The following is a 25709-nucleotide window of genomic DNA, read 5'->3' on the forward strand; positions in this document are numbered from 1 at the left end:
TTCGGACGTAGTCTTACATAGAAAAGATAGTATTTTTTACTTTTAATTCGTATAATAGGGAAAATGAGTCTACAGGGGCGAATGATATGAAGGAACTAAACCAACTTGTTTCATTATTTGAACAGAATCGAGACGAAGAAAACGCCATACCCATGCAAAAATATATGAAAAACCATTTTCCATTCCTTGGTATAAAAACACCATTAAGAAGACAATTAATGCGTGATTTTTATAAGCAAACAGGTATTTTAAAACAAGAATTGAATCTTGAGTTAGTTAATCAATTATGGAAGAAGAATGAAAGAGAATATCAGTATGCAGCACAAGACTACTTAGTAAGAGCAATTAAAAAAATCAATAGTAGCCACCTGTCCTTTATTGAAACCCTCATTACAACTAAATCTTGGTGGGATACTGTCGATGTCCTTTCTCCACATCTTGTTGGAAAAATAGCAAAAGAAACCCCAAGTGTGATTGAGGATAAAATTGAAATTTGGTCCTACAGTAACAACATGTGGTTAATACGTTCTTCAATCCTATTTCAACTAAAATACAAAGAAGAAACAAATGAAACAAAACTATACAAATACATAAAAGCTAATGCTGAAAGTAAAGAATTTTTCATACAAAAGGCAATTGGTTGGGCATTACGAGAGTATTCAAAGACCAATCCGAATTCAGTACGGGACTTTATTCGTAACACAAATTTACCCAAATTGAGTATTAGAGAGGGTAGTAAATATATTTGATATTTTTTTCATTACTCAAAGAATCATATATCTTTACAATTCTATAGGAACATACTATTCTTAAATAAAGAATATTCGCAAACTACTAGGGGTGCCCAGTCGGGCTGAGAGAAAAACAAGTGTTTTTTAACCCTTGGACCTGATCCGGATAATACCGGCGGAGGAAAGTAGAGTGGTAAACTTCCATTTTTCTTGAAACCTAAACCAGGTCCATTTTTTTGGGCCTGTTTTTTTTGCGGTATTTTTATTTTATTAATTAAGGAGGCTACTAGCGTGAAATTACAGAATCAAGTTGTTCTCGTTACTGGTGGTGCACGTGGGTTAGGCAAAGAATTAGTCAAAGCATTTGCGAACGAAGGAGCAAAAGTAGTCATCAATTATTACCAAAGTGAAGCAAAGGCTTTATTATTAAAAGAAGAAATTGGGGATCATGCAATTGCAATCCAAGCCGATGTAAGAAATCATGAACAAGTGGAAAATCTTTTCTTAGAAGCCAAAAAACATTTTGATCAACCAATCACAACAGTTATCAATAACGCCTTAATTAACTTCCGTTTTGATCCAATCGCAAGAAAAAGCGCCGAGGAAATTGCATGGGAGGATTATCATATACAGCTTGAAGGCGCAATAAAAGGGGCATTACATACGACACAGGCTGCAATCTCAGGTATGAAAGAACTTGGGTTTGGACGTATTGTAACAATTGGAACTAATCTTTTTCAAAATCCTGTCGTTGCGTATCATGATTACAACACAAGCAAAGCTGCATTATTGGGTTTCACTCGAAGTATGGCCAAGGACCTAGGTGCATATGGAATCAATGTAAACATGGTTTCAGGAGGGTTATTACAAACAACTGATGCAAGTTCAGCTACTTCTGTGGAGGTTTTCCAATTAATCAAGGATTCCACACCACTTCAAAAAGTAACGACTCCAGAAGATGTAGCAAATGCGGTGCTATTCTTCGCATCCCCATGGAGCAAGGGTATTACCGGACAAAACCTTGTCGTTGATGGCGGCTTGGTGATGAATTAATATCATATAAGGAGAATTTAGCTTGAATAAAACACTAAAATTAACACTAACAGCCATGTTTGTTGCAATCGGGACCATTACTAGCCATCTCTTTTCAATACCTTTTGGATTTACAAGAGTTTTTCCAATGCAGCACTTTATTAATGTATTGTCTGCGGTTATTTTGGGACCTGCTTATGCTGTACTTCAAGCTTTTTCCGTTTCACTTATTCGGAACATGATGGGAACAGGTTCTTTATTCGCATTCCCAGGTAGTATGATTGGAGCATTTTTAGCTGCTTATTTATATAAAAAAACGAAGAAAACCTCAATGGCAATGACAGGCGAGATAATCGGAACTGGGTTATTGGGTGCGCTAGCGTGTTATCCAATTGCTACACTGATTCTTGGACAAAATGTGGCTTTATTTGGTTTCGTACCTTCCTTTATTTTTAGTTCAATTGCAGGATCAATTTTCGGATTTATCATTATTGGGATTGTACTAAAGAGCTCTGCTTTTAAACGGTTTTCTGAACGCAATTTTAACTGATAAATAACAGAAAACCGTAACAAAGCAAATCAGTGGGAAAGCCGAAACTAACTGAGCAAAAAGACTCAAACGCAAAGGCCATCTCTTGTTGACCTAAATATTAGCTACAAAGATTACAAGGTGCATTTGAATAGATGAAAAAAGACTAAACAGCCTTTGTTTAGTCTTTTTTAGATTAGTAAGCCACCAATGATGTAAAGCACAGTAGCAATGACAGCACCAATTGCCGAGAGTTTTAATTTATACTGAGCGTAATCTACGAGGTCTAGATCTAAGATTGAAGCTGTCGTGATCGTAGTATCACCTAATGGAGAAGTCAACGCTCCAAAGGCACCACTTGCAAACACAGCTCCTACGGTTAACGGGATAGAAGCACCAGTTGATAAGGCCAATGCAATTCCTAGTGGCATAAATAATCCCCAAGTTCCCCATGAAGAGCCAATAAAGTATCCGACTACAGAACCAATTAAAAAAATAGTAGCTGGAGTAAGAAATCCTGGTAGAAATGACCCTAAGGTAGAGCTAATAAATGCAGAAAAGCCAAGTTCCTCTGCTGATAACGTGAGAGCCCAAATCAGAATGAGAAGGCTAATGGCTTGCATCATTTGATTTCCACCATCGTAGAAATGATACATAATTTCATGTAGTTTCTGCTTTCGAATGATATAAAAAACAAATGTAAAAATGAGTGTGATAAATACAGCTAAAAGCATCACGAAGGTTGCATCAGCCATTGAAAAAGCCTCAAATATGGTTTTAGCTCCGAGAGAACGACCATCTTCCCATAACAGATAAAGAGATAATCCTAAAAGTAAAAACACAGGGACAATCAAATGCCATGGTTGAGCTTTTACAAGAGAAAGTTCTTTCTTTATCCCCATTCGATGAAACTCATGTTCATGTTCTTCATCCGAGTCATTCATATTTGACTTCGATTTTGGTTTAGAAGGTAAAAACGTCTGAATAATTCCAATCAATAGCATCACAATCGCATAAAAATTAAACAAAATACTTAATAAAAACACTTCATAAGCGGACATACCTAAATGAAGTCCCTTAATACCTCCCTCAACGAGAGATACCATGAATCCGACAAATGCAGTCGCAACTGGTAATAATACAATAACCGATTCGGTTGAAATATCTAATGTAAAGCCGACTTTTTGCTTTGAAAGGTTCATTTTCTTAATCAATTGTTTTATAATCGGCCCAATCATCATAATGCGAAACATAGGCATCATGAAGGTAAAAGGGAGGGTATACCAAATTAACCCCAGCAAACCACGCTCACTTTTAATCTTTGTCCCAATCCATTCTGTAAATCCTTTAATACCCCCAGCAATATTCATCATTCCAACCAATCCACCAAACACATATAGAAAACTCACAATTTTTATATTCGTTGGATCTGATAAAGTTGCCACAATGTACGTAATGGATTGCCCAGCTCCAGCTAATATATCAGATGTAACAAGGATTGCACCAACAACTAATCCTAAAACAAGCCCAGGTAAAATATCTTTTAACCATATTGCCATCCCAATAACGATAATGAATGGGATAAGGGAAATCCATGATTGTTCCAAGCCAAATCCTCCAATTTAAATTTTCTTGAGTTAGTATGACCAATTTATGTAGTGCGTATTTTAAGGAGCTAAATGTCTTTAGTGGTACAGAAACAAGGTTATCTTTTCGTTTTCATCAATTGTTCCTAGTAGAATCTCATTCATTGTGACGTTTTTATAGCTCATTGCAATCTTTTTTAAGAGCCAATCTTCATTTTTCCCGATTTGCTCAAGCTCTTCATAAATAATTTTTCTTTCTTTAATCAAAGTCTTAGGATAATAAAAGGGTTGGAGGGGAGTTTGAATGGAACTGGGTGTTAATGGTTGATGTTCACTTTTCAAAAAGGTGGAGATAGATCCACCTGGTTCCCAAAAAGCAAGAGCAACTTTCTGGATATCTTCTATATTTTTCATTCGTAATTCTGATAACAATACATCAATTGAGATTCTTGCTTTGTTCAAGTTTTTATACAAAACCTTTCCATCTTCGATAAGTGGAATAGGCGTGGGGATAAACCATTTTCTAACTCTTTTAAAACGTAAACTTAATAAAACCCCAACCAAATAAACAATCAAAATAACAGTCATTGTAATCATTGATCCTGTTAATCCTAATTCTTCATCAGATAACGGATGAGCAATTATATTTCCAATTAGTAAAACAATCACAAAGTCGAGAAGTCCAACCTGCGAAATGGTTCGTTGCCCCATTATCCTCGCAATTACAACAAAAAACGTAAAACCAACAATTGCTCTGAGAACCCACTCCGCTACAGTGAGATGTTCCTGTGAAGCAAAAAAATGCATAATAACTCCACCTTATCCTATAATTCCCTCATTAGTTTTTACCTAATTCTTTTCTACTATTAATTCCTTTCTTTAGCCATGTAAATAAAAAGTAGGATCTCACAAAGACATCCTCAAGCAGGAAAGTTTGTTTCTTTTCAATGAATTGTTAAGATAGAAAATAAGAAAATGGAAGAAGGGAAAAATGCAAATGACAAATATACAAATACCTGTATCCGTTCTAAATCTCGCGCCAATCCGCAAGGGGAAGGATGGAAAAGACGCAATTGATGATATGATTGACCTTGCTCAAGCAACTGAAAAAATGGGATATAAACGCTATTGGATTGCTGAACACCACAACACTCCAACACTAGTTAGTTCTGCGACACCGATTTTAATTAAACACACTTTAGAGCACACCGAAACCATTCGAGTTGGTTCTGGGGGTGTCATGCTTCCAAACCATTCACCTCTAGTCGTGGCTGAACAATTTGGGACTATGGCTACTATATATCCAGATCGGCTTGATTTAGGACTTGGCCGAGCACCAGGTACCGATATGATGACAGCTAGTGCCTTACGACGTTCAAATAATGATTCTGTATATACATTCCCAAATGATGTAAATGCATTACTTACATACTTTGGCCCAATGGAAAAGCAAGGCTATGTGAAGGCGTACCCAGGAGTTGGTACAAATGTACCTATTTATATTCTAGGTTCATCAACTGATTCCGCGTACTTGGCGGCAAAGTTAGGATTGCCATACGTATTCGCCTCCCATTTTGCGCCAAGATTCATGGAAGAAGCGATCTCCATATATCGTGATCGTTTCGAACCATCCGAGTATTTAAGCTCACCATACATGATGGTTTGTCTAAATGTAATTGCAACTGAAACGGACGAAGAGGCAAAAAAGGAAATCACAACGATGCAGCAATTTTTCTTAAATGTTGTACGCGGCTCACAAAACCCGCTACAACCACCAGTTGATACAATGGATGGACTTTGGACTCTTCAAGAAGAACAAATGGCACGATCCATGTCAAGTGTGACACTGTTGGGAAGTAAAGATTCAATCCGTAGTCAATTAACTAGCTTCCAGGAGAAATATAATGTTGACGAACTTATGGCTGTTTCATACATTTATGATCCAGATAAACAAAAGAGATCTTATGAAATATTAAAAGAAGTAGTCGATGGAAAGTAAGATATACATTCTTTGTTGGATGTGAACATAGGGACATTTACTATAAAGTTTGTCTATTTGAAGCAAAATACTTCACAATAGTTATGAAAGCTGATACAATGAATTCAAAATAAAATAATGATCTATCTTCGGGGCTGGGTGAAAATCCCGACCGGCGGTGATGAGAAAATATTCTCTAAGCCCGCGAGCCGCAAGGCAGGATTTGGTGCGATTCCAAAGCCGACAGTATAGTCTGGATGGGAGAAGATGGAGGTTCTGCACGTTCGAAAAAAATTTATTAGTCGAACGTTTATTAAGCATGCCTTTACATTAACTCCCTCAAGAAGCAAATTCTTGGGGGTTTTTATTTGGGTATGTCTTGAGAGCTGAACTTTCTTCTTTTGAAGTGGATCGCAAAAGAGGAGAGAAAAGAAAATGAAGAAAATACCTTTACGTCAATTTGTGGCAATTGCAATGTTGAGTACGATATCGTACATCCTTATGTTTTTGAATTTTCCATTGCCTACATTCCCAAGCTTTTTGAACGTTGATTTTAGTGATGTTCCAGCATTACTTGCAGCACTAACTTTTGGACCGATGGCAGCTATCCTAGTTGAATTATTCAAAAACATGATTGATTATTTCATTACAGGTAGTGAAACAGGTGTTCCAGTTGGCCATATTTCAAACTTTGTAGCAGGGATTATTTTTGTTCTAACAACCTACTACATTTTCAAGCTAATAAAATCAAAATTAGGCTTAACCATCGGATTAATTGGCGGTACAGCCATGATGGCTATCATCATGAGTGTCCTTAATTATTACGTATTCTTACCAGCATTCAACTTTTTCTTAAACATACCAGCAATGTCTGCACCTGAAACACTCAAAATGGTAGTTTACGCAATCCTTCCGTTTAACATATTAAAAGGATTGATTGTCACAACGATCTTCATGCTGTTGTACACTCGCATACATCCGTGGATTCATAAACAAAAACAAGCTTCGATATAAATATTTGCAGGCACCCGTTAATGGGTGCCTTTTCGGTTTAAAGATTTCATTATTTTTTAGTTCAAGTGTTCTATTCTTTCTTTGAGAATCTTACAACCAGCCTTTCTTAGATATTTAGAATTCAAATCTATTATGCTTGTTTTTTTCGAAGATACAATACAGGTACCTATACAAGGTGATAAACTAGTAAAAGAAATATTAAGGGGGACTGGAACAATGAAAACGAAGATCGTCCTTGCAGGTGGTACTGGGTTTGTGGGTACTTATTTTTCAAAAAAATTTACGGAGCTTGATTATGAAGTAAAAATAATATCAAGAAGTTATCCTCACATCAATTGGAATGACCATGATGGAATGATTCAAGCACTAGAAGGTTCAGATATACTTATTAATCTTGCAGGGAAGTCTGTCAATTGTAGATATAATGAAAAAAACAAACAAGAAATCCTCCAATCACGGATAGAAACTACAAAACATTTAGGCGAAGCTATTCAAAAATGCAAAAATCCCCCTTCATTATGGATTAATTCAAGTACTGCAACAATTTATCGACATGCTGAAGACAGACCTATGACTGAAGAAGACGGGGAAATTGGAACTGGTTTTTCTGTAGATGTTGCAAAAAGGTGGGAGGAAGCATTTTTCTCTTTTCAATTTCCAAATACAAGACAAGTAGCACTACGTATTTCTATCGTACTAGGAAAAGATGGAGGTGTGATGGTTCCTTATCAAAATTTAGTACGCTTTGGTCTAGGGGGAATTCAAGGACCAGGTTCTCAAAAATTCAGTTGGATTCATATTGATGATTTATTTAATATTATCCTTTACGTGAGAAACCATCAACACTTAACTGGAATCTTTAATTGCTCCACACCCAATCCCATTACGAATCGGGAACTGATGGCAAGTCTCAGAAAAGTATATAACAGAACAGTTGGTTTACCTGCACCATCTTGGCTACTTGAACTTGGTGCATTTTTCATCAGGACAGAAACAGAACTAATTTTAAAAAGCAGATGGGTAACCCCAGAACGACTTATAAAAGAAGGATTTACATTTACATATCCAACGATTCAAAAAGCACTTGCAGAAATATCAAGTGAAAATGATTGAAACTATTTAGCTATATATTCGTAAATAATATAAGTATTATAAAGGGAGGAATTTAGATGAAAGAAAAAGGCTGTGTTAAATGCGGGAGTACGAAAGCTGGTACAAAGGATGTTTCAATGACAGGATCAGGGATCACGAAAATGTTAGATATTCAAAACAATCGATTTACTGTTGTGTATTGTAAGAACTGTGGATATTCTGAATTCTATAATAAAGATTCATCAACGGCATCAAACATTCTTGATCTTTTCTTTGGATAATGGGTAAAGGAGACAAATCAATTATGCCTACTAAATTTACTATACAAACAACAAAACGTGACCAAATGATTGATGTAACAGAACAAGTTCAAGCAGTTGTTAATGAAAGTGGGATTAAAGGGGGAGCTGTGATTGTATATTGCCCCCACACAACGGCGGGTATCACCATAAATGAAAATGCAGACCCCGATGTAAAGCGTGATATGCTTCGCCGATTTGATGAAGTATACCCTTGGGATCACCAACTTGACCGTCATATGGAAGGGAACACAGCTGCTCATATGAAGGCAAGTACTGTTGGGCCCTCTCAACATGTGATTATTTCTGATGGTCGTTTACTCTTAGGAACTTGGCAAGGAATTTATTTCTGTGAGTTTGACGGTCCTAGAACCCGTCATTTTTTTGTTAAAATCATTTAATCAGGCGAATCTCTATAAGGTTCGCTTATTTTTTATGATAACGTGTCACTTTCTTTAGTGGAGTTTTCGGCATTTCCCCCTAATTATGGATGATTTTTCACCTTCAAATCAAACTTCTTTCGAATGACCATGAATTCTTACTTAGTTAGAGAATGTGTTGCAGAAAATTTTTTACACATTTGTTAGAATAGTTGTAAGACTTAAATTTTTGGGAGGGGAAAAGGATGGATGAACGTTATCCTATTGGGGAATTCCATTTTGATGGAGAATTGACGGAAGAATTAGTCGCTGGCTGGATAAAGGAAATAGAAGCCTTACCAACAAAAGTAAGAGAAGCAGTCGAACATTTAACCAACGAGCAACTTGATACACCTTACCGTGGTGGTGGTTGGACACTTCGACAAGTTGTCCATCATCTTGCTGATGCATCGATGAATTCGTATATTCGTTTTAAATTAGCACTAACAGAAAACAACCCAGTTATTAAACCATATGATGAAGCGAAGTGGTCTGAGCTATCTGATTCGACTTTACCAGTAGATGCTTCATTATTAATCATTGAGGGTGTACATCAACGCTGGGTTAAGCTCCTACATAACTTAAACATAGATGATTATCAATTAACATACGTGCACCCAGAGGGTGAAAAACTGAAATTAGGTGTATTTTTAGGATTTTGTGCATGGCATGGTAATCATCATACAGCACATATTACAACACTAACCAATAAAAAAGAATGGTAAGTTTGGCAGTCATCGTACTGCCTTGTTCTTGTCTTATAAAAAGGTACAGATAGGGAGGCCAGATAATGGCTAAAGGAAAGACAAACGCATTAAGGATTTTAGATTCAAAAAAGGTTCAATATGAAGTCTATACTTACGAAAGCAATGATGGAAAAATCGATGGAGTATCTGTCGCAGAAAAGGTTGGCCTAGACACAAGCCAAGTGTACAAAACACTCGTAGCACAAGGCAATACAATGGACATTTTTGTATTTGTGATTCCAGTAGAAAAAGAACTTGATTTAAAAAAAGCTGCTAAAGTTGCTGGAGTAAAAAAAATAGAAATGATTCCTGTTAAAGATATACAAACTCACACAGGTTACATAAGAGGTGGATGTTCTCCAGTTGGTATGAAAAAAGCATACCCTACTTTTATTGACACAACAGCATTAAATCTTAATAGCATCATTGTTAGTGCAGGAAAGATAGGAATGCAAGTCCACTTAAAAGTAAATGACCTTTTAGAATCCACAAATGGTCAGATTGCAGATTTAATTAAATAAGAAAACGAATTGCAATCAAGACGAGGGGGATAAACAATTAATATTCTTCATACCCTACAACGACTTTTAAGAAAAACCCGTTCACTTATCGTTTTGGGAATTGTTTTTCTACTGTCACAAATCATGATAGGATGCATCTTAGCGAAGGTGGACTTGAGAGAAGTACTTATCTTACAAACAACCTTTGATCATATAATGTTTTCTCAAGTCATTGAAAAATGGAAGGCCTCAGGGACATTAGAGTTATATATCTTTCATTACTATTTTGATTTTCTTCACCCCCTTTTTTATGCCTTTTTCTTAGCCTCCATTATGAGTAGAGCTTTTGTAAAGTGTATATATAATAAAAGAATTAGCCTTGTTATTTTGTTACCATTCATAGCTGGAGTATTTGATATAATTGAAAATTTGCTTCATCTTTATATGATAAACAGCGGATTAATTTCAGAGGGATTGGTAAAAACCAGTGCTAGTTTTACAAATATGAAATGGATGATCGTTTTTTTATGTTTACTTATAGCATTTCTAATTCATATTCGAAATAGAAGTGTTAGAAAACAGAATAAAATAAGTTTTTGAAACAACCTCATGTCAAATTCCAATCATAATAAATCTATGGAGCCAATTTAGAAATTATGGAACTAATAAATGAATACACTAAAAATCATTGAAAAATGTCAAGTTATTTTTATTGGGAACTTAAGAATAAACCTATTAAATGGTTGTTAGTACTTGGTGTTTATGTTAGAATTGTAGTTAATAAAATGAATCGTAATTTCCTTAAGGGGAGTAGCTTTAACAGCAAAGTCGTCAATACGGAGAATCATTCTCTCGGCTTTGTTGGCAACTATACGTTGTTAGCAAGACCTTACCATACTACGGTGTAGGTCTTTTTGCCTTTTTAAGGCCTATATCTATATAGATATAGGCCTTTTCTCATTCACGCTTATAGGAAGGGGAGTATACATTGAATATCTTCACAACTAAGAATTTACCATTATTTATTACGAAGGAACTTGAACAACTACATAAAAAAATCGGACCGATCATGATAAAGACCTCTAAATATATGTTCTGGTCGTTTCCATTGATCACGATTTCACTTTTTAATTTAGGCTTTTTACTTTTCTTCATACCATTTACCAATGAATCCATACCTTCACTGGTGATTTACGCTATTCTTGGTGCAATCGGATTTGCATTAGCGAAGGAAGCAAAATTTAAGAAAAAAGAAATCGAAGAAATTTCTTCAAATTATATTATTGAAAGGATCAAAAAGAGCGATGTTGTAACCGAAGGGAGACAGCAAGATTATATATCACGTCTCAAAGAGCAACCAAAGCTTGCTATGCATTATTTCATCGAATTTTTAAATGAGGAAAAACAGAAAGAACAACGAAATCTATATTCCTAAAGGAGTTTTCATAGAATGAACCAACCGATTCACGATGCAAAACCGAAGGAAGTAGCCCATGAACGTGAAAAACCGAAGAAGTCCATCCATCAAATCCTTAAGCAACTGCAAAGCCAAGGTGTGAATGCCACCCTTAGTAAACGAAGAAGTGAGCTTTTATTAGGATCGTAAACAAAACCTGACATGATTGGAGGCAGCTGAAAAACTTACGTTTTTTATAGGTGATTAAATTGATAAATCAAAAAAGACGACTAAAATTCATTTTTTGAATTAAAAGTCGTCTTTTTTATGCATATGATACCATTTCACCCTGAGTTATTACCCTAATAGTTTTAAAATCCGCTTTATATTTACCGTAAATATCGCCATGGCACCTTGTAATTCCGCCAATTAGACCCGAGGATTTCGCTACATCATACTGATGCTAGACTAAAAAGTAGACACAGATTGTTATAATAAATATATCAACTATAACGAGGTGTGTCTGTATGGCAAGAGGTAAACGATACGATGAAGCTTTTAAAATTGAAACAGTAAAGTATATCAGTGAAAACAATAAAGCTGTAGCTCAGGTAGCTAGAGAAATTGGTGTCAACGAGAATACTGTACATGGCTGGGTGAAAAGGTATGGTCAGCAACCAGAAATTAAGGCTGTAAAATCTTTTTCATCAGAAGAGGCTGAATTAAAGGCCCTTCAGAAGGAAATACGCGATCTAAAGGAGGAAAATGAAATCTTAAAAAAGGCGATGCACTACTTCGCGAAAAGCCCTCGGTAAAATATGAATTTATTCATGAAAACCGCTCCCACTTCCGAGTGGAGAAGATGTGCAGCGTTCTGGGAGTTTCCAAAAGTGGATACTTTAAATGGCTAAAACGACCTAAAAGTGATAGGCAGAAAAAACATGAGAAATTATCACAAGAAATTCTTCAAACCCACCTAGAATTTAAACAGCGTTATGGCAGTGTTAAAATTACTAAAACCCTTAATAAACGTGGTGTGGAGGTTAGTGAGCGTACAGTCTCACGCATTATGACTAAGAACCAGTGGAAATCTTGTACCGTCAAAAAATACAAGGCTACAACTAATTCGAAGCATAAGCATCCGGTAAGTGAAAACGTATTAGATCGACAGTTTAAAGCTTCTAAACCAAACCAGTTGTGGGTCACTGATATCACTTATATTCCAACCGATGAAGGTTGGTTGTATTTGGCGAGCGTAATGGACTTGTATTCTCGTAAAATAGTAGGTTGGGCTATGGATAAAACCATGCCAAAGGAATTAGTAATCTCTGCATTAAAAATGGCTTACAAACGCCAAAAGCCAGGAAAAGGAGTCATCCATCACTCAGACCGGGGTGTTCAATATGCATCCTATGAGTATCAGAATCTATTAAAAAAATACGAAATGATCGGCAGCATGAGCCGAAAAGGAAACTGTTACGACAATGCTTGTATCGAGTCCTTTCACGGTATTCTTAAACGTGAGCTTGTTTATCAATCGAAATATAGTACGAGGGAAGAAGCGAAAAAGTCATTATTTGAATACATCGAGTTCTTCTACAATTCCAAGCGGATCCATTCGACCTTGGATTACTTTACACCGAATGAATTTGAGTGTATGTATGGAAAAAATGCAGCTTAATTTTTCCTTCATAAAAAAGTTTAAATCGCTCTTATTTAAACTTTTTTATGAAGGCTACCAAGCGAAAGCGCGGTAGAAAAATCTGTGTCTATTTTCTTGACATAGTATCATACCCGTGTCTGTGTTTTAATTCGCTATATTTAGCTTCTATTTTATACCGCTCTTTGGATTTTTCTTTAAAATAGTCGCTTTCCTGAAATTCCATCTGTTCAGTATGTACATTTGATTTAATACTAACAGAATAAGTTTTACTTTTAGCACCTTCCTTATAACAACCTTCTTTAAATGGACAGTGTTTACACTTTTCGATATCAAAATAATAGGTATCCACTTGATTGGCAGCTACGCCTTCCATTAAGATTTATTTTCTCAAATTCAGAGAAAATAATACCTTTTTAACTAATGTTGATTGGAGCGGAAGGCACGAGACTCCTGCGGGAAAAGCGTGGCCAGGGGAGACCCCGCAGGAGCACAGCGACGAGGAGGCTCCCGGACCGCCCGCGGAAAGCGAGTGACTGCAGCGGAAATCAACACCAATTTTAGAAAGGGACTTTTTCAGTGCCCTCCATAATTGTCAGGTTTTTTTCGTGGATACAAAATGATAAACAACCAATAACAATGAAAAGTAAATCGTATAACCAAACAATGAATTGACATGTTTCCATGAAGGATCATGAACAAACCAACCCAATCTTTCCGAAAGTTTTTCTAAAACAACTACGGCACTGGAAATGAATATGATAAAAATACTTTTTCCAAATACATTTAGCCTCTGACTGATTAATAAAGATACACATAACATTAGTGGTAATCCAACTAAAGTAAAGCCCACATGAACAGGAAATATTTCTGGAAATGGGCGTTTTGGAAAAGAGTATAGCCCTTTTCCAACATAATAAAGGTCAAGATAAGTACCTATTAAAATACCTAAAAGCAACGTAATGACAAGACCTGAATTAATCCAAAATCGATATGGCTTTTTTGGCGATTGCTGCGAATTCAAATTTTTCAAGTGTTTTACAATATTCATGTATGATCTCTCCATCCACATTTTCCTGACCATTGTTGAAGTAACGAAGCACTTCCCAATCCTTGTACCAGTCTCCAATTTCAGCAGCGGGGTGTTTACTATTTTTCCATGCCATCTCTAATCTTGGGCTGTAGATTCTTGGGGAACCTTTTGTAAGTTCACAAGATTTCACACGTGTTTTTAATAATGAACCAGGTAATCCTTCATCTACATCATTAAAAATATGTGGCCAGTAATCTTTTCTTGACCCAGTATGTTGCACTTTTGTTGCCCACGACTCAACTAATTTCAATCGCTTTTTATCATTGAATAAAATGGAGTACAATCGTTTACCTAGCAAAATTCTCTCTCGTACATCTTTAAATTGATGAAGGGTTTGACCAAATAATTGAACACGTCCCTTTTCTTCAAATGGAAATAAAATATGATTCATTTCAAATAAGTCCTGTAACTTGAATTCAACTGTACCAAAAATTTGTTTTTTATATGTTGGATTAGAAATGATCCGTTTTTCGAGATAATATTGTTCGTTAATAATTTGTGCAATCGTTAAAAGATTCTTATCCCGTTTCTCCCAAAAATAATTCCACATAACTTCCATAAAAATGGATACATGAAAATGAGGGAGAAGGTAAAATAAGTTTTGTCGATATAGTTTACTAGCTTCGTAGAGTAAAAATTGCGGATATGCATCTTGAAATATCAACCAATTTCCTCGCTCCAAAAACGAAAAATATACATTTGCTTCTTGCTCCGTCAAAATTCTAGACAGCTGTCCCCCCTTTAGATCCGTCATATTCCAGCCACCGTTACGAGAAACCATATGTCCTAGAAATGTCCAATGAATTTCAGGATGAGTAAGGTAAAAGTCAAGGTAGGCTTTCGTCCTCGTGATATTGTTCAGATTAAAACGCCTCGTTAACTCGTTAATCCGCTGGATCAGATGCTGTTCTTCTACCAATAGATGTGTTTTATATGTAGTTCGTTTCTGCCTCTTCTTCAAATCTTTTTTGATTTTTTGAAGAGTTTCAGAGAGTGGAGCGATTTTCTTTTTAAAGAGAAAGCACATGGCTGATAACCTCCTCGATGAATGCTCTCGCTTTCCAGTGAATATGTATGGAATAGGCCTTAAGTGGAGGTGGCGTATGTTTAAAAAAGTAGATAACGGAATCCAAAAGCTAATTGAGACAATTCGACAGGATCAGTCTCCTGATGGCTCATGGCTATATCCATTTGAAACGGGAATTTCAACCGATTGTTATATGATTATTTTATTAAGAACACTTGAAATAAATGATGAGAAATTAATTCAACAATTAACCGAAAGAATCCTAAGTAAACAAGAAGAAAATGGAGCATGGAAACTTTTTTATGATGAAGGAGAAGGTAATCTATCAGCTACCATAGAGGCGTACTATGCACTGTTATATTCGGGGTTCATTGAAAAAACAGATAAAAGAATGAGGCGCGCAAGGTCATTCATCATAAATAATGGTGGGATTGAAAACTGCCATATGTTCACAAAGTTCATGCTTGCCTTAACAGGTCAACTTAAGTGGCCGGCATTTTTCCCATTGCCTGTCGAATTAATCCTGTTACCAACTTCATTTCCGATTCATTTTTATAGTTTTTCAGAATTCGGAAGAGCAAATCTCACACCAATTATGATTCTAGCTGATAAAAAATTTAGTCTTACAACAAAAAATACTCCTGATTTAACTCCCTTAGCAAGACAAGTGGACGTTGAAATCATTGATTTTCGTGATTCACAAGAGTGGCGTTCATTGTATTCAATTATAAAACAGGGGATCAAACATATAATTGGACTTCCTTCATATATTCACCAACTAGCAACCGAACAAGCGAAACAATATATGCTACGCCGTATAGAACCTGATGGAACATTCTTAGGTTATTTTAGTTCAACATTTTTGATGATTTTTGCGTTACTCGCATTAGGATACTCAAAAAAACATCCTATCATCACAAATGCCATCAGTGGATTAAAGGCGATGAAAACAGAAATAGATGGTTATACACATGTGCAATATACCACTGCGAACGTCTGGAATACATCACTCCTTGGTTACGCTCTTCAGGAAGCTGGTGTACCATCTACCGACCCTATGATAAAAAAAGCAAACCACTACTTGTTGAATCGTCAACATATAAAGTATGGGGACTGGGTCATCCAAAATCCAACAGGCTTTCCTGGTGGATGGGGTTTTGCGGATGTGAATACGATTCATCCCGATGTGGATGACACAACCGCTTCATTGCGTTCGATTGCAAGAATGGTTAAAAAAGAACCCGTTTATCGACAGGCCTGGAATAGGGGATTACATTGGGTTTTAACGATGCAAAATGATGATGGTGGATGGCCAGCGTTTGAGAAAAACACAAATAGTAAGCTTTTAAGCATCCTACCGATTGAAAAAGCAGATTTTATCTTAACCGATCCATCATCAGCTGATTTGACTGGTCGGACACTTGAGTATCTTGGGACATTTACGAAAATGCCAAAACATGACCCTTCTGTACGGTCTGCGGTCAAATGGCTCAATAACAACCAAAAGTCAGATGGTTCCTGGTATGGGCGTTGGGGGATTTGTTTTATATACGGGACATGGAGTGCCGTTACAGGTTTAAAAGCAGTCGGGGTGTTATCTACACATACTTCGATCAAGAAAGCCGTCAAATGGCTTGAATCCATTCAGAATCAGGATGGTGGGTGGGGAGAATCATGTAAAAGCGACAGTAAAGATAAATATGTTCCACTAAATACAAGCACATTAACACATACGGCATGGGCAGTAGATGCTCTTATCGCAGCAAATGATAAGCCGACGAAGGCGATCGAATCAGGAATTCAATTTCTTGTTTCGAATTTAAACCGTGAAGATTGGACAACAAAATATCCAAAGGGGCAAGGGATGGCAGGAGACTTTTATATTCACTATCATAGTTATCGATATATCTTCCCATTACTGACACTCGCTCACTATAAAAAGAAATACTCTTACACGAAATGAATGCCAATACATCGGCAACAAGCATAGGATGCTATTGACAGATAATCAATTTTCGTCAGCATCAATTTAAATAGCAAACAAACAGATGTTCGCTTGAATTAAACTCACAAAAAATAGCTAAAAGAACAAATCTGCTCTTTTCGTATTATAAGGTTAGCCAGAATGCTAAATATTTCTGGTTGACCATTTTTTATATGGTTTTATTATAACAGTAGCCAGGGTAGAACGTATCTGCCCGTGGGGCTTGACCCCGTCAGCTAAACCGTTCACCCCCTACTTGTAGAAACATGATTGAGGCTGGTTGGGACTTTGATCTCGAATAACAAGCGAAGCTGTGACACTGCATGGAGGATTAGGGGTTACTGGCAAACTACTTATTTTAGGAGGAGAGATAGTATGAATCCAGTCGTTGGTCTGGATATTTCAAAAGGAGAAAGTCAGGTTCAAGCATTTTTAGATAAAGGCAAACCATATCGTAAGAGTTTCAAAGTTTCTCATACTCTTGAAGGACTTAACTCACTTGTAGAGTTTCTTGAGGAAATAAAAAGAGAGTCTGGAAAGAAGCCTTCTGTAATTTTAGAAGCTACTGGGCATTATCAAACTCCAGTTGTTCAATATTTGGAGGAGCGAGGGTATTTACTGATTATCATCAATCCATTGATTTCATATAAGGCAAGAGCATCCAGTTTAAGAAAAGTAAAAACAGATGCCATTGACGCTTATCTTCTTTGTGAATTGTTCTATAAGGAGGAGTTAGAGCCGTATAAAAAGCGTGGAGTCCAATTATTAAACCTTCGGAACCTCACAAGACAACATGAAAATATTACGGGCGTTATGATACAGACCAAGCTACAATTTCAGGCAGTGCTTGAACAAGTATTTCCCGAATATAAAGGGGTTTTTGGGGATTTATATTCGATGGTGTCACTTTTAACTCTTTTAGAGTTCCCCTCTTCAGAGGATATTTTGGGTACTAGCGAAGAATTAATTACAGATAAAATAAATGATTTTTGTAAGAGTCGCTCAAGCAGGTGGGCAAAGGAAAAGGCTAGTCAACTTAAGGCTGCGGCGGCTCGTAATCCCTTTGAAAAGACAATCTATCGAAGCCATATTTTAAGCCTTGGTATGTATATAAAAATGATTCTTCAATACAAAGAGCACCTATCAAAGTTAGAGTCGGAGATAGATGCCCTCGCTAAAGAAATTGAAGAATATAATATTATCAAATCTATCCCTGGCATCGGAGAAAAAATCGCCGCCACGATTATTTCAGAAATTGGAGAGATAGATCGATTTAATCATCCTAAAAAGCTAGTAGCTTTCGCTGGAGTTGATCCCAGTGTATTCGAATCTGGTAAATTTTCTGCCACTAGAAATCGGATTACAAAACGAGGATCTAGCAGGCTTCGTCACGCATTATTCATGGCAGTTCGTTGTGCAATTCGAGATTGTCGTAAAAAGAAAACGACTGATGAGATCATCCCTCGAAACAAAAGAATGCGAGAATTTTATGATAAAAAACGAGAAGAAGGAAAACCATTTAAAGTAGCTGTCATCGCTTGCGTAAATAAGCTCTTACATTGGATTTATGCCTTATTAAAAAACAAAACATCCTTCCAAGATATAGCTTAAAAACTATATCTATCTAACTAAACCAAAACCTTCCAAAAAGGTATTAATGGAGGGTTATTTGGCATGCACATTTTTAGTATACCATGGCTAATTTAAACTTTTTATTGAAAAATATTGACAAACTATTAGCTGGTTTAGCTTTTCTTGAGTTTAGACGGGTTATTAAGTTTAAAGTGAACAGGTTCCTCAATGAGGAATTCTTCCTCGACATCTTTGCCTTTTGCAAGCTTCTTTTTCACGATCTTTGCATCAAATTCTAACGAATTCCCTGGTTCAAGTTCTAATTTCTTCAATGTCTTTGAATGTGAACACCAAGCGAGCCCAATTTCAAGTGGTTCTTCTTGTTGAATCACAACGTTTTCAAGCACAACGACTTCATCATTGTCCTCGTTAAAATGGTTCCATGTTAATGCAAATTGTTTTACATTTGCAGTAAAATGAACCTTATCAGTAGGGAGCTCAATTTTCGGTGCTCTTGTAGTTGTTGCTTTCTTCTCAGGCTGTTTCTTTTCGGAAGTTGGTTTTGACTCTGATGTTTCAGATTTTTTCGTTGTAACCTTTGGTGAAGTTTCTTTTTTCTTTGCTGAAGTCACCGATGTATCTGATATGGCTGTTTTTGTAAAACTTGGTGATTGCATTTCTTTTAAATACGCAGGATGTACACATGTTAAATTCCCATCTTCAAACTCTAATACAATGGTATTATGCTCTTGAGTTTTCCCATATACTTCATATCCTTTTATTGTAACAAGTCGTTGATGAGTTCTGTCTTTGTACCAATATTCTTTTTTAACAGAAAGCCCCCATTCTCGAACCTTTTCTTCATAATGTGCTTCATCTACAAATGTTTCGTATTCTCCTTTTGGGGGAAGATATACCGTTCTAGCTGAGTCCTCTACATGAGGTAATTTGTTCGCCATGCATGAACATCCTTTCACTTTTTACAAATTTATGTAATTCATATACAATAAAATGAAACATATCTAGTTCATATCATATATTTCTTTCTTACATAATAAAAGTTTTTTAATTTTAAATAAAGGAGAATTGCGATGACAACTACGTATAAATCTCGAAACGACGTACCAATAGAGGAAAAATGGAACCTTGATGACCTTTATTCCGACCTTTCTAAATGGGAGGAAGACTACAAACTGATTGAAAAAATGGGGGAGGAACTTGCCGCATTTGATGGGAATATCCATAACGGTCAATCATTATATGAGTATTTAACGTTAAGTGAAAAGCTTTCATTCCATTTTAATAAACTCTACGCATATGCCATGTTAAAGGTGGATGAAGACACAAGAGTAACAAAATCACAATCCTATATGGATCGTGCCAAACAGCTAAGTGTGAAAGTGAGCTCCGCTAATTCCTTTTTCATGCCATTTTTATTAAGTCTAGATGAATCGACCTTAAAAAGCTATATTGCTGAGGAAGAGGGACTGAAATACTTTGAAAAGGAGCTTTACGAATCTTTCCGTTACAAACCACATGTATTGAATAAGGATCAAGAAGAAATTTTGTCAAGATTAGGAGAGGCCCTGTCTGCACCAAGTACGACGTATGGTATGTTGAATAATGCAGATATAAGATTCGGTAAGGTAACAACGGATAACGGTGAAAAGGTCGAATTAACGAGGGGAATGTACGCAAAGTTAATCGAAGATGAGAACCGCGAGAAACGAAAAGAGGCGTACAAAGCCTATTACCAGCCATATGTTCATTTAAAAAATTCAATTGCTTCTACTTTGTCTGCTGCAATTAAAAATAATGTTACCATTTCAAAGCTACGACATTATCCTTCGGCACTTGAAAAAGCATTATTCGGAGATAATGTGCCAAAAGAAGTGTATGTAAATTTAATTGAGACAACGAAGAAAAACATAGGTACCATGCATAAATACACAAAACTTCGAAAGGAAAAGTTAGGTCTTAACGAGCTTCGCCAATATGACTTAAGTGTCCCGCTTGTGAGTGGAGCGAAGAAGGATATATCCTACGATGAAGCATTTGAAACGATGTGCAAAGCACTTGCTCCATTAGGTGAAGACTATATTCATACATTAAAGGAATTTAGAAAAAATCGTTATTTTGATGTGAGAGAAACGCCAGGTAAACGTTCTGGTGCCTATAATCTAGGCGTGTATGGTGTCCATCCATATATTCTCTTAAATCACCAGGATGATCTTGACAGTCTGTTTACTTTAGTTCATGAATGTGGCCATGGGGTCCACAGTAAATTGAGCTCTGAGCATCAGCCACAAATTACGGCCCGATACAGTATTTTTGTTGCGGAGGTTGCATCAACAGTAAACGAAGTCTTGCTAATCAATTACTTACTCAACACGGAAGTAAACGAAGAGGTTAAAAAGTTCTTAATCAATCATTTTATTGATAAATTTAAAGGGACGTTCTTTACTCAGGTGATGTTCGCTGAGTTCGAAAAGAAAACACATGAAATGGCTGAACAAGGTCTTCCATTAAATGTTGAATCATTTAGCGAAGTATATGAAGGCTTATTTAGAGAATATCACGGTGAAGAACTTGTATTCGATGATGAGGTTAAATATGGCTGGGCACGTATCCCGCATTTTTACCGTCCATTTTATGTTTATAAATATGCAACAGGCTTTGCATCGGCCATTCATATTGCTACAAAGATCTTAGATGGGGATCAAACAACGCTCGAGTCCTATCTTGAATTCTTAAAAAGCGGTAGCTCAGACTACCCACTTGAACTGTTGAAACAGACAGGTGTAGACCTTACAACGCCATATCCAATCGAAAATACATTAAAGAAATTTAATGAGTTAGTAGAAGAATTTTCAACTCTATAACAAGTATAGCCTTCCATCATGGAAGGCTATTGTCATTCCTTCGGATACACCATATCCTCAGGCTTTACATATTTTTCGAACTCTAATTCAGTTAATATCCCCAACTGAAGGGCTGCCTCTTTTAGCGAGATATTGTTTTTATGGGCGTGCTTTGCAATAACCGAAGCTTTTTCATAGCCGATATGTGGATTTAAGGCTGTTACTAACATTAAAGAATCTTTTAGATATTTTGAAATCACTGCCTCATTTGCCTGGATTCCTACTGCACAGTTTTTGGTAAAGGATTCTACGGAATCAGATAGTAGTCTTACGGATTGCAGAAAATTATAGATGATAACAGGCTTAAATACATTTAATTCAAAATTTCCTTGGCTTGCAGCTATTCCGATTGTGGCATCATTCCCCATGACTTGAACCGCAACCATCGTCAGTGCTTCACTTTGAGTTGGATTCACCTTGCCAGGCATAATGGAGCTTCCTGGTTCATTTTCTGGGATGGTTATTTCTCCAATCCCACACCGTGGCCCACTGGCAAGCCATCTAACATCATTAGCTATTTTCATCAAGTCTGCAGCTAATCCTTTTAAAGCTCCGTGTACAAAGACAATCTCATCATGACTTGTTAACGCATGAAATTTATTATCAGACGTATAAAAAAGGTACTTCGTATAATTGGAGATTTCCTTACAAACATATTCCCCGAACATTGGATGAGCATTGATACCAGTACCAACTGCTGTCCCACCTATGGCAAGCGCGAGCAATTTTTCAGTAGATTCTTTAATCATTTCCGTTGAGCGACGTAACATATGAACCCAGCCACTAATTTCTTGTCCAAGTGTTAAAGGAGTAGCATCCTGTAAATGAGTTCTTCCGATTTTGACTATGTTCGAAAAATCTTGTACCTTTTGTTCCAGTGTTGCCTGTAAGGACCGAATAGCAGGAAGAAGACGTTCATGAATTGCCTTCACTCCAGCAATATGCATTGCTGTTGGAAACGTATCATTTGAACTTTGGCTCATATTCACATCGTCATTCGGATGAATCCTTTCGTCTATTCCATTATCCTTCAACCATTGGATAGCACGATTGGCAACTACCTCATTCACATTCATATTACTTTGCGTCCCGCTACCTGTTTGCCACACGACAAGTGGAAAATGGTCATAAATACGGCCTGATAAAATTTCATCACACGCGTGTGTAATAGCTTTCGCTTTATTTGGGCTTAATTTTCCGAGTTTATTATTTATGATAGCTGCGCTTCGTTTCAGAATTGCAAAGGCATCAATGACTTCCAAAGGCATTTTTTCCGTACCAATTGCAAAATTTTCCTTACTACGTTGAGTTTGAGCAGCCCAATAGGCATCTATAGGTACTTTGATTTCTCCCATCGTATCTTTTTCAATTCGATAATCCAAGCGTGATCACTCCTCTAACCTTCTTACTATAACGTACCAATATTTACCTAGTTTTATGTCTTGTTCATTTAGATTTCTACAACCTTGTCAATAAAATGATTAGAATTTATAATGATAGTTTGATGAAAAATGGAGGTGGGCTAACATGTATAAAGGGGAAAGTTTTTTTAATCGAAAAAAGACACAGCTCGGTGTGCAATTAAATGAAGTCCAAAAAAAAGCTATTCTCCACACGAAAGGTCCTTTACTCTTATTAGCTTCACCTGGTTCGGGTAAAACAACAACCACAATTATGAGAATTGGTTATTTGATTGAAGAAGAAGGAGTTGAACCTTCACGCATAAAAGCCGTTACTTTTAGTCGTGCTTCTGCAACTGATATGAAAGAACGATTTTCGCGCTTCTTTCCAGATCATCCGATAGATTCTGTCGATTTTTCTACCATTCATAGTTTGGCCTTCCAAGTTGTTCGAGATTATTTTCATAAACGAGGTATTTCGTATCAATTAATTGAAGGAAATCAAGATGGTGGTCCTACTAAAAAGCTGTTATTACGTAAACTATTTAAATCGTTAAATGGAGAGAACATCACCGAAGAACAATTAGAAGAATTAACAACTTTTATCAGTTATATAAAAAATAAACTTCTCTCACGTGATGAGTGGGGAAAGGTTGAATGTGAGATCCCTTTCGTTGAAGAAATTGTGGAGGAATATGAAAAGTTAAAGCATGCGAATCCTTCTAAACTTCTACTAGATTATGACGATATGCTCACTATTGCGAATGAAACATTCAACTCAGATATGACGATCTTAAAAAAATATCAAAATCGTTATGATTATGTCCTTACCGATGAAAGTCAAGATACCTCACTTGTACAGCATTCGATTATTGAAAAACTTGTTAAACCTCACCAAAATCTTTATGTGGTGGCAGATGATGATCAATCTATTTATTCTTGGCGGGGAGCGGAACCCAAATATTTACTAGATTTTAAGCAAGTCTATCCAGATGCGGTCATTTTGAAGATGGAACAAAACTACCGTTCGTCAAAAGATATTGTGAACATTGCGAATCGGTTCATTAAGCGTAATAAAGACCGTTATGATAAAAACATGTTCACAGAGAATCCAAGCCATAAGCCAATTACGATCAGACAATTTGAAGATAGTCGAATGCAAGCAAAATATCTTGTGCAAGAAATAGACAGTGCAGACAAAAAGAAAGATGTCGCGATTTTGTATCGTAACAATTCTTCCTCCATCATGTTAATCAATGAACTTGATCGAAATAACATCCCATTTTATATCAAAGACTCAGATAACCGTTTTTTCTCACATTGGGTTGTAAAAGATATATTGAATTTCATGAGGATGACATATACAGACAGACGGTTTGATGTCTTTGAACAAATATATACAAAATGTGGATTTTTCATCACGAGAGAACAATTGTTCGATATCACAAAAAAGAAGCCAACTGAGTCTATCTTTGATCGACTTTTACAAAATAAGAGTCTGAAAGATTATCAACTTAAGGAAATCAAAACTGCTCAGGAAACCTTTCAACAAATGAAAGGAAACAAGCCACATAAGGTCATAAAGCGAATTAGAAATCAACTTGGCTATGATCAAACACTAAAGGAAATGAGTAAGAAGCTGGGGTTCAAGACGGACTATCTTTTTAGTGTACTTCAAACTCTTGAAGAGATTGCTGATTCACTTGAGACGATGGAGCAATTTGCCCAACGTCTCAAGCATCTTGAAAATCTGTTGAAAGTCTCAAAGTTTAATAAAAACAAAGATGCGGTCACGTTAACGACGTTTCATAGCTCAAAGGGCCTTGAATTTAAGAAGGTTTATATGATTGATCTTATTGAAGGTGTAATTCCTTCTCATGACGAGATCACAAAATATAAAAATGGCGATCGCAACCTCATGGAAGAGGCAGTTAGACTGTTTTATGTTGGAATGACTCGTGCTGAGAAAGAGCTCGAACTTTTATCATTTAATAAACAAAATGGAAAAGATGTTGTCGGGTCACGTTTTGTAACAAATGTAAAAAATATCATTTCACCACCAGTTCGAAACCAATCAGTAGAAGTGAAGAAAAAACAAGTACTTACTGACAAAACCGCAATTCCATATAATCCACATGCGTTTAAAAAGCTAGAAGATGTAAAGGTTGATATGGTAATAAAACATCGTGTTTTTGGACACGGGACGATTGTTTCAGTATCTGAAGGAAAAATTGAGATTCAATTTCAGAAGGGGTTGAAAACCCTACAGCTTGAAACATGCATAGAGATGGGGTTATTGGAGCCAGTGGAAGGGGTACAGGTGGAATAATTTAAATAAGGAAAGGCAGCTCGCCTTTCCTTATTTTTCATTCAGGTTATTTTTTTCTATTTTCGATTTTGATTCTTCTTCAGGTGTTCTCTCAACTTTTGAGCTCTTCAGAAGTTCGATCTCTTTCTCAAGCTTCTTAATTTGTCTTTGTTGTTTGTATTGGCGGAAAATCCCGAACATCCCTACAATCAGACCACCAAGAAGGGCAGAGCCTAAAATAATTAAAATAAGTGGGATTTCTGTGTAACCAAAAACAAAATTAACTCTTACAGAATCTACATTGACTACCGCAAAAATCGCTATAATAAGTGCAAATAACAGTCCTACTAAAAAATTCCACTGAAATTTCAAAACAGACAACTCCTTAAAACAACTTGATTTGTATTTTGCCATTTTAACAG

The 25709-nt window shown here is 36.3% G+C and carries 24 protein-coding genes, 1 pseudogene and 2 riboswitches; of the genes and pseudogenes, 17 read left to right on the forward strand and 8 right to left on the reverse strand.

Annotated features, from left to right (window positions below):
• Positions 1-86: 86 nt before the first annotated feature.
• The 3 genes from ACWPVE_RS20340 to thiW all read left to right on the forward strand — a co-directional run bounded on the left by ACWPVE_RS20340 (position 87) and on the right by thiW (position 2313).
• Positions 87-749, forward strand: a complete 663-nt coding sequence (locus tag ACWPVE_RS20340) for a DNA alkylation repair protein (protein WP_453996575.1) — start codon at positions 87-89, stop codon at positions 747-749.
• A gap of 77 nt (positions 750-826) precedes the next feature.
• Positions 827-932, forward strand: a riboswitch (TPP riboswitch).
• A gap of 90 nt (positions 933-1022) precedes the next feature.
• A complete protein-coding gene (locus ACWPVE_RS20345) occupies positions 1023-1784 on the forward strand; it encodes a 3-oxoacyl-ACP reductase (protein ID WP_453996577.1) in 762 nt (253 codons plus the stop codon).
• 22 nt (positions 1785-1806) lie between these two features.
• Positions 1807-2313, forward strand: coding sequence for an energy coupling factor transporter S component ThiW (thiW, locus tag ACWPVE_RS20350; protein WP_453996579.1), 507 nt, complete (start codon positions 1807-1809; stop codon positions 2311-2313).
• A 170-nt stretch (positions 2314-2483) separates the two neighbouring features.
• Here the strand turns inward: thiW and ACWPVE_RS20355 are convergent, their stop codons facing one another.
• Both ACWPVE_RS20355 and ACWPVE_RS20360 read right to left on the reverse strand, forming a co-directional pair.
• Entirely contained in the window at positions 2484-3899 is a 1416-nt protein-coding gene (locus tag ACWPVE_RS20355) for a Na+/H+ antiporter NhaC family protein (RefSeq protein WP_453996580.1), read from the reverse strand.
• A 78-nt stretch (positions 3900-3977) separates the two neighbouring features.
• The gene (locus ACWPVE_RS20360) at positions 3978-4685 is read right to left on the reverse strand and encodes a DUF421 domain-containing protein (RefSeq protein ID WP_453996581.1); all 708 of its coding nucleotides are present in this window, start codon (positions 4683-4685) and stop codon (positions 3978-3980) included.
• A gap of 190 nt (positions 4686-4875) precedes the next feature.
• Between ACWPVE_RS20360 and ACWPVE_RS20365 the strand changes: the two genes are divergently transcribed.
• The 10 genes from ACWPVE_RS20365 (at position 4876) to ACWPVE_RS20410 (ending at position 13003) form a co-directional block, all read left to right on the forward strand.
• Complete coding sequence (locus ACWPVE_RS20365; protein WP_453996582.1) at positions 4876-5877, forward strand: LLM class flavin-dependent oxidoreductase; 1002 nt, start codon at positions 4876-4878, stop codon at positions 5875-5877.
• A 120-nt stretch (positions 5878-5997) separates the two neighbouring features.
• A riboswitch (FMN riboswitch) is annotated at positions 5998-6129 on the forward strand.
• A gap of 162 nt (positions 6130-6291) precedes the next feature.
• Positions 6292-6870: an ECF transporter S component gene (locus tag ACWPVE_RS20370; protein WP_453996583.1), complete on the forward strand. Its 579-nt coding sequence runs from the start codon at positions 6292-6294 to the stop codon at positions 6868-6870.
• A gap of 216 nt (positions 6871-7086) precedes the next feature.
• Positions 7087-7983 carry a TIGR01777 family oxidoreductase gene (locus ACWPVE_RS20375; RefSeq protein ID WP_453996584.1) on the forward strand — a complete coding sequence of 299 codons (897 nt, stop codon included), beginning with the start codon at positions 7087-7089 and terminating at the stop codon, positions 7981-7983.
• Positions 7984-8039: 56 nt separating this feature from the next.
• Positions 8040-8243 carry a zinc ribbon domain-containing protein gene (locus ACWPVE_RS20380; RefSeq protein WP_453996586.1) on the forward strand — a complete coding sequence of 68 codons (204 nt, stop codon included), beginning with the start codon at positions 8040-8042 and terminating at the stop codon, positions 8241-8243.
• Positions 8244-8266: 23 nt separating this feature from the next.
• Entirely contained in the window at positions 8267-8662 is a 396-nt protein-coding gene (locus ACWPVE_RS20385; protein WP_453996588.1) for a secondary thiamine-phosphate synthase enzyme YjbQ, read from the forward strand.
• A gap of 224 nt (positions 8663-8886) precedes the next feature.
• The gene (locus tag ACWPVE_RS20390; protein ID WP_453996590.1) at positions 8887-9405 is read left to right on the forward strand and encodes a YfiT family bacillithiol transferase; all 519 of its coding nucleotides are present in this window, start codon (positions 8887-8889) and stop codon (positions 9403-9405) included.
• Between the two features lie 65 nt (positions 9406-9470).
• Positions 9471-9947, forward strand: a complete 477-nt coding sequence (gene ybaK / locus ACWPVE_RS20395) for a Cys-tRNA(Pro) deacylase (protein ID WP_453996592.1) — start codon at positions 9471-9473, stop codon at positions 9945-9947.
• Between the two features lie 967 nt (positions 9948-10914).
• Positions 10915-11361: a DUF5392 family protein gene (locus ACWPVE_RS20400; protein ID WP_453996594.1), complete on the forward strand. Its 447-nt coding sequence runs from the start codon at positions 10915-10917 to the stop codon at positions 11359-11361.
• Positions 11362-11376: 15 nt separating this feature from the next.
• Entirely contained in the window at positions 11377-11532 is a 156-nt protein-coding gene (locus tag ACWPVE_RS20405) for a hypothetical protein (RefSeq protein ID WP_453996596.1), read from the forward strand.
• A gap of 317 nt (positions 11533-11849) precedes the next feature.
• Positions 11850-13003 (forward strand): IS3 family transposase gene (locus ACWPVE_RS20410; RefSeq protein ID WP_453996598.1). Its coding sequence is split into 2 segments (ribosomal slippage): positions 11850-12105 and positions 12105-13003, totalling 1155 coding nucleotides; the frame shifts between segments, so codons are not numbered across the junction.
• A gap of 88 nt (positions 13004-13091) precedes the next feature.
• Here the strand turns inward: ACWPVE_RS20410 and ACWPVE_RS20415 are convergent.
• The 3 genes and pseudogenes from ACWPVE_RS20415 to ACWPVE_RS20425 all read right to left on the reverse strand — a co-directional run.
• Positions 13092-13337: pseudogene (locus tag ACWPVE_RS20415) on the reverse strand (transposase); the annotation flags it as partial.
• A 240-nt stretch (positions 13338-13577) separates the two neighbouring features.
• The gene (locus ACWPVE_RS20420) at positions 13578-14033 is read right to left on the reverse strand and encodes a CBO0543 family protein (protein WP_453996600.1); all 456 of its coding nucleotides are present in this window, start codon (positions 14031-14033) and stop codon (positions 13578-13580) included.
• Positions 13960-15102 carry a DUF2515 domain-containing protein gene (locus ACWPVE_RS20425; RefSeq protein WP_453996602.1) on the reverse strand — a complete coding sequence of 381 codons (1143 nt, stop codon included), beginning with the start codon at positions 15100-15102 and terminating at the stop codon, positions 13960-13962. Before ACWPVE_RS20425 ends, ACWPVE_RS20420 begins: the two co-directional genes overlap by 74 nt.
• Before the next feature lie 76 nt (positions 15103-15178).
• On the opposite strand from ACWPVE_RS20425, the gene shc reads away from it, so the two are divergent.
• On the forward strand, positions 15179-17065 hold the full coding sequence (gene shc, locus ACWPVE_RS20430) for a squalene--hopene cyclase (protein WP_453996604.1): 1887 nt from the start codon (positions 15179-15181) through the stop codon (positions 17063-17065).
• 396 nt (positions 17066-17461) lie between these two features.
• A complete protein-coding gene (locus ACWPVE_RS20435; RefSeq protein ID WP_453996076.1) occupies positions 17462-18697 on the forward strand; it encodes an IS110 family transposase in 1236 nt (411 codons plus the stop codon).
• A gap of 134 nt (positions 18698-18831) precedes the next feature.
• Here ACWPVE_RS20435 and ACWPVE_RS20440 read toward each other — a convergent pair whose 3' ends face one another.
• Positions 18832-19617: a hypothetical protein gene (locus tag ACWPVE_RS20440; RefSeq protein WP_453996606.1), complete on the reverse strand. Its 786-nt coding sequence runs from the start codon at positions 19615-19617 to the stop codon at positions 18832-18834.
• 132 nt (positions 19618-19749) lie between these two features.
• Between ACWPVE_RS20440 and pepF the strand changes: the two genes are divergently transcribed.
• Positions 19750-21540: an oligoendopeptidase F gene (gene pepF, locus ACWPVE_RS20445; protein ID WP_453996608.1), complete on the forward strand. Its 1791-nt coding sequence runs from the start codon at positions 19750-19752 to the stop codon at positions 21538-21540.
• A 32-nt stretch (positions 21541-21572) separates the two neighbouring features.
• On the opposite strand, the gene fumC is transcribed toward pepF, so the two are convergent.
• On the reverse strand, positions 21573-22961 hold the full coding sequence (gene fumC, locus ACWPVE_RS20450; protein ID WP_453996610.1) for a class II fumarate hydratase: 1389 nt from the start codon (positions 22959-22961) through the stop codon (positions 21573-21575).
• Positions 22962-23106: 145 nt separating this feature from the next.
• Here fumC and ACWPVE_RS20455 point away from each other — a divergent pair, with 145 nt between their 5' ends.
• Entirely contained in the window at positions 23107-25308 is a 2202-nt protein-coding gene (locus ACWPVE_RS20455; RefSeq protein ID WP_453996612.1) for an ATP-dependent helicase, read from the forward strand.
• Positions 25309-25338: 30 nt separating this feature from the next.
• On the opposite strand, the gene ACWPVE_RS20460 is transcribed toward ACWPVE_RS20455, so the two are convergent.
• Positions 25339-25659, reverse strand: coding sequence for a LapA family protein (locus tag ACWPVE_RS20460; RefSeq protein WP_453996614.1), 321 nt, complete (start codon positions 25657-25659; stop codon positions 25339-25341).
• Between the last annotated feature and the right edge of the window lie 50 nt (positions 25660-25709).

Source organism: Bacillus nitroreducens (assembly GCF_964021195.1).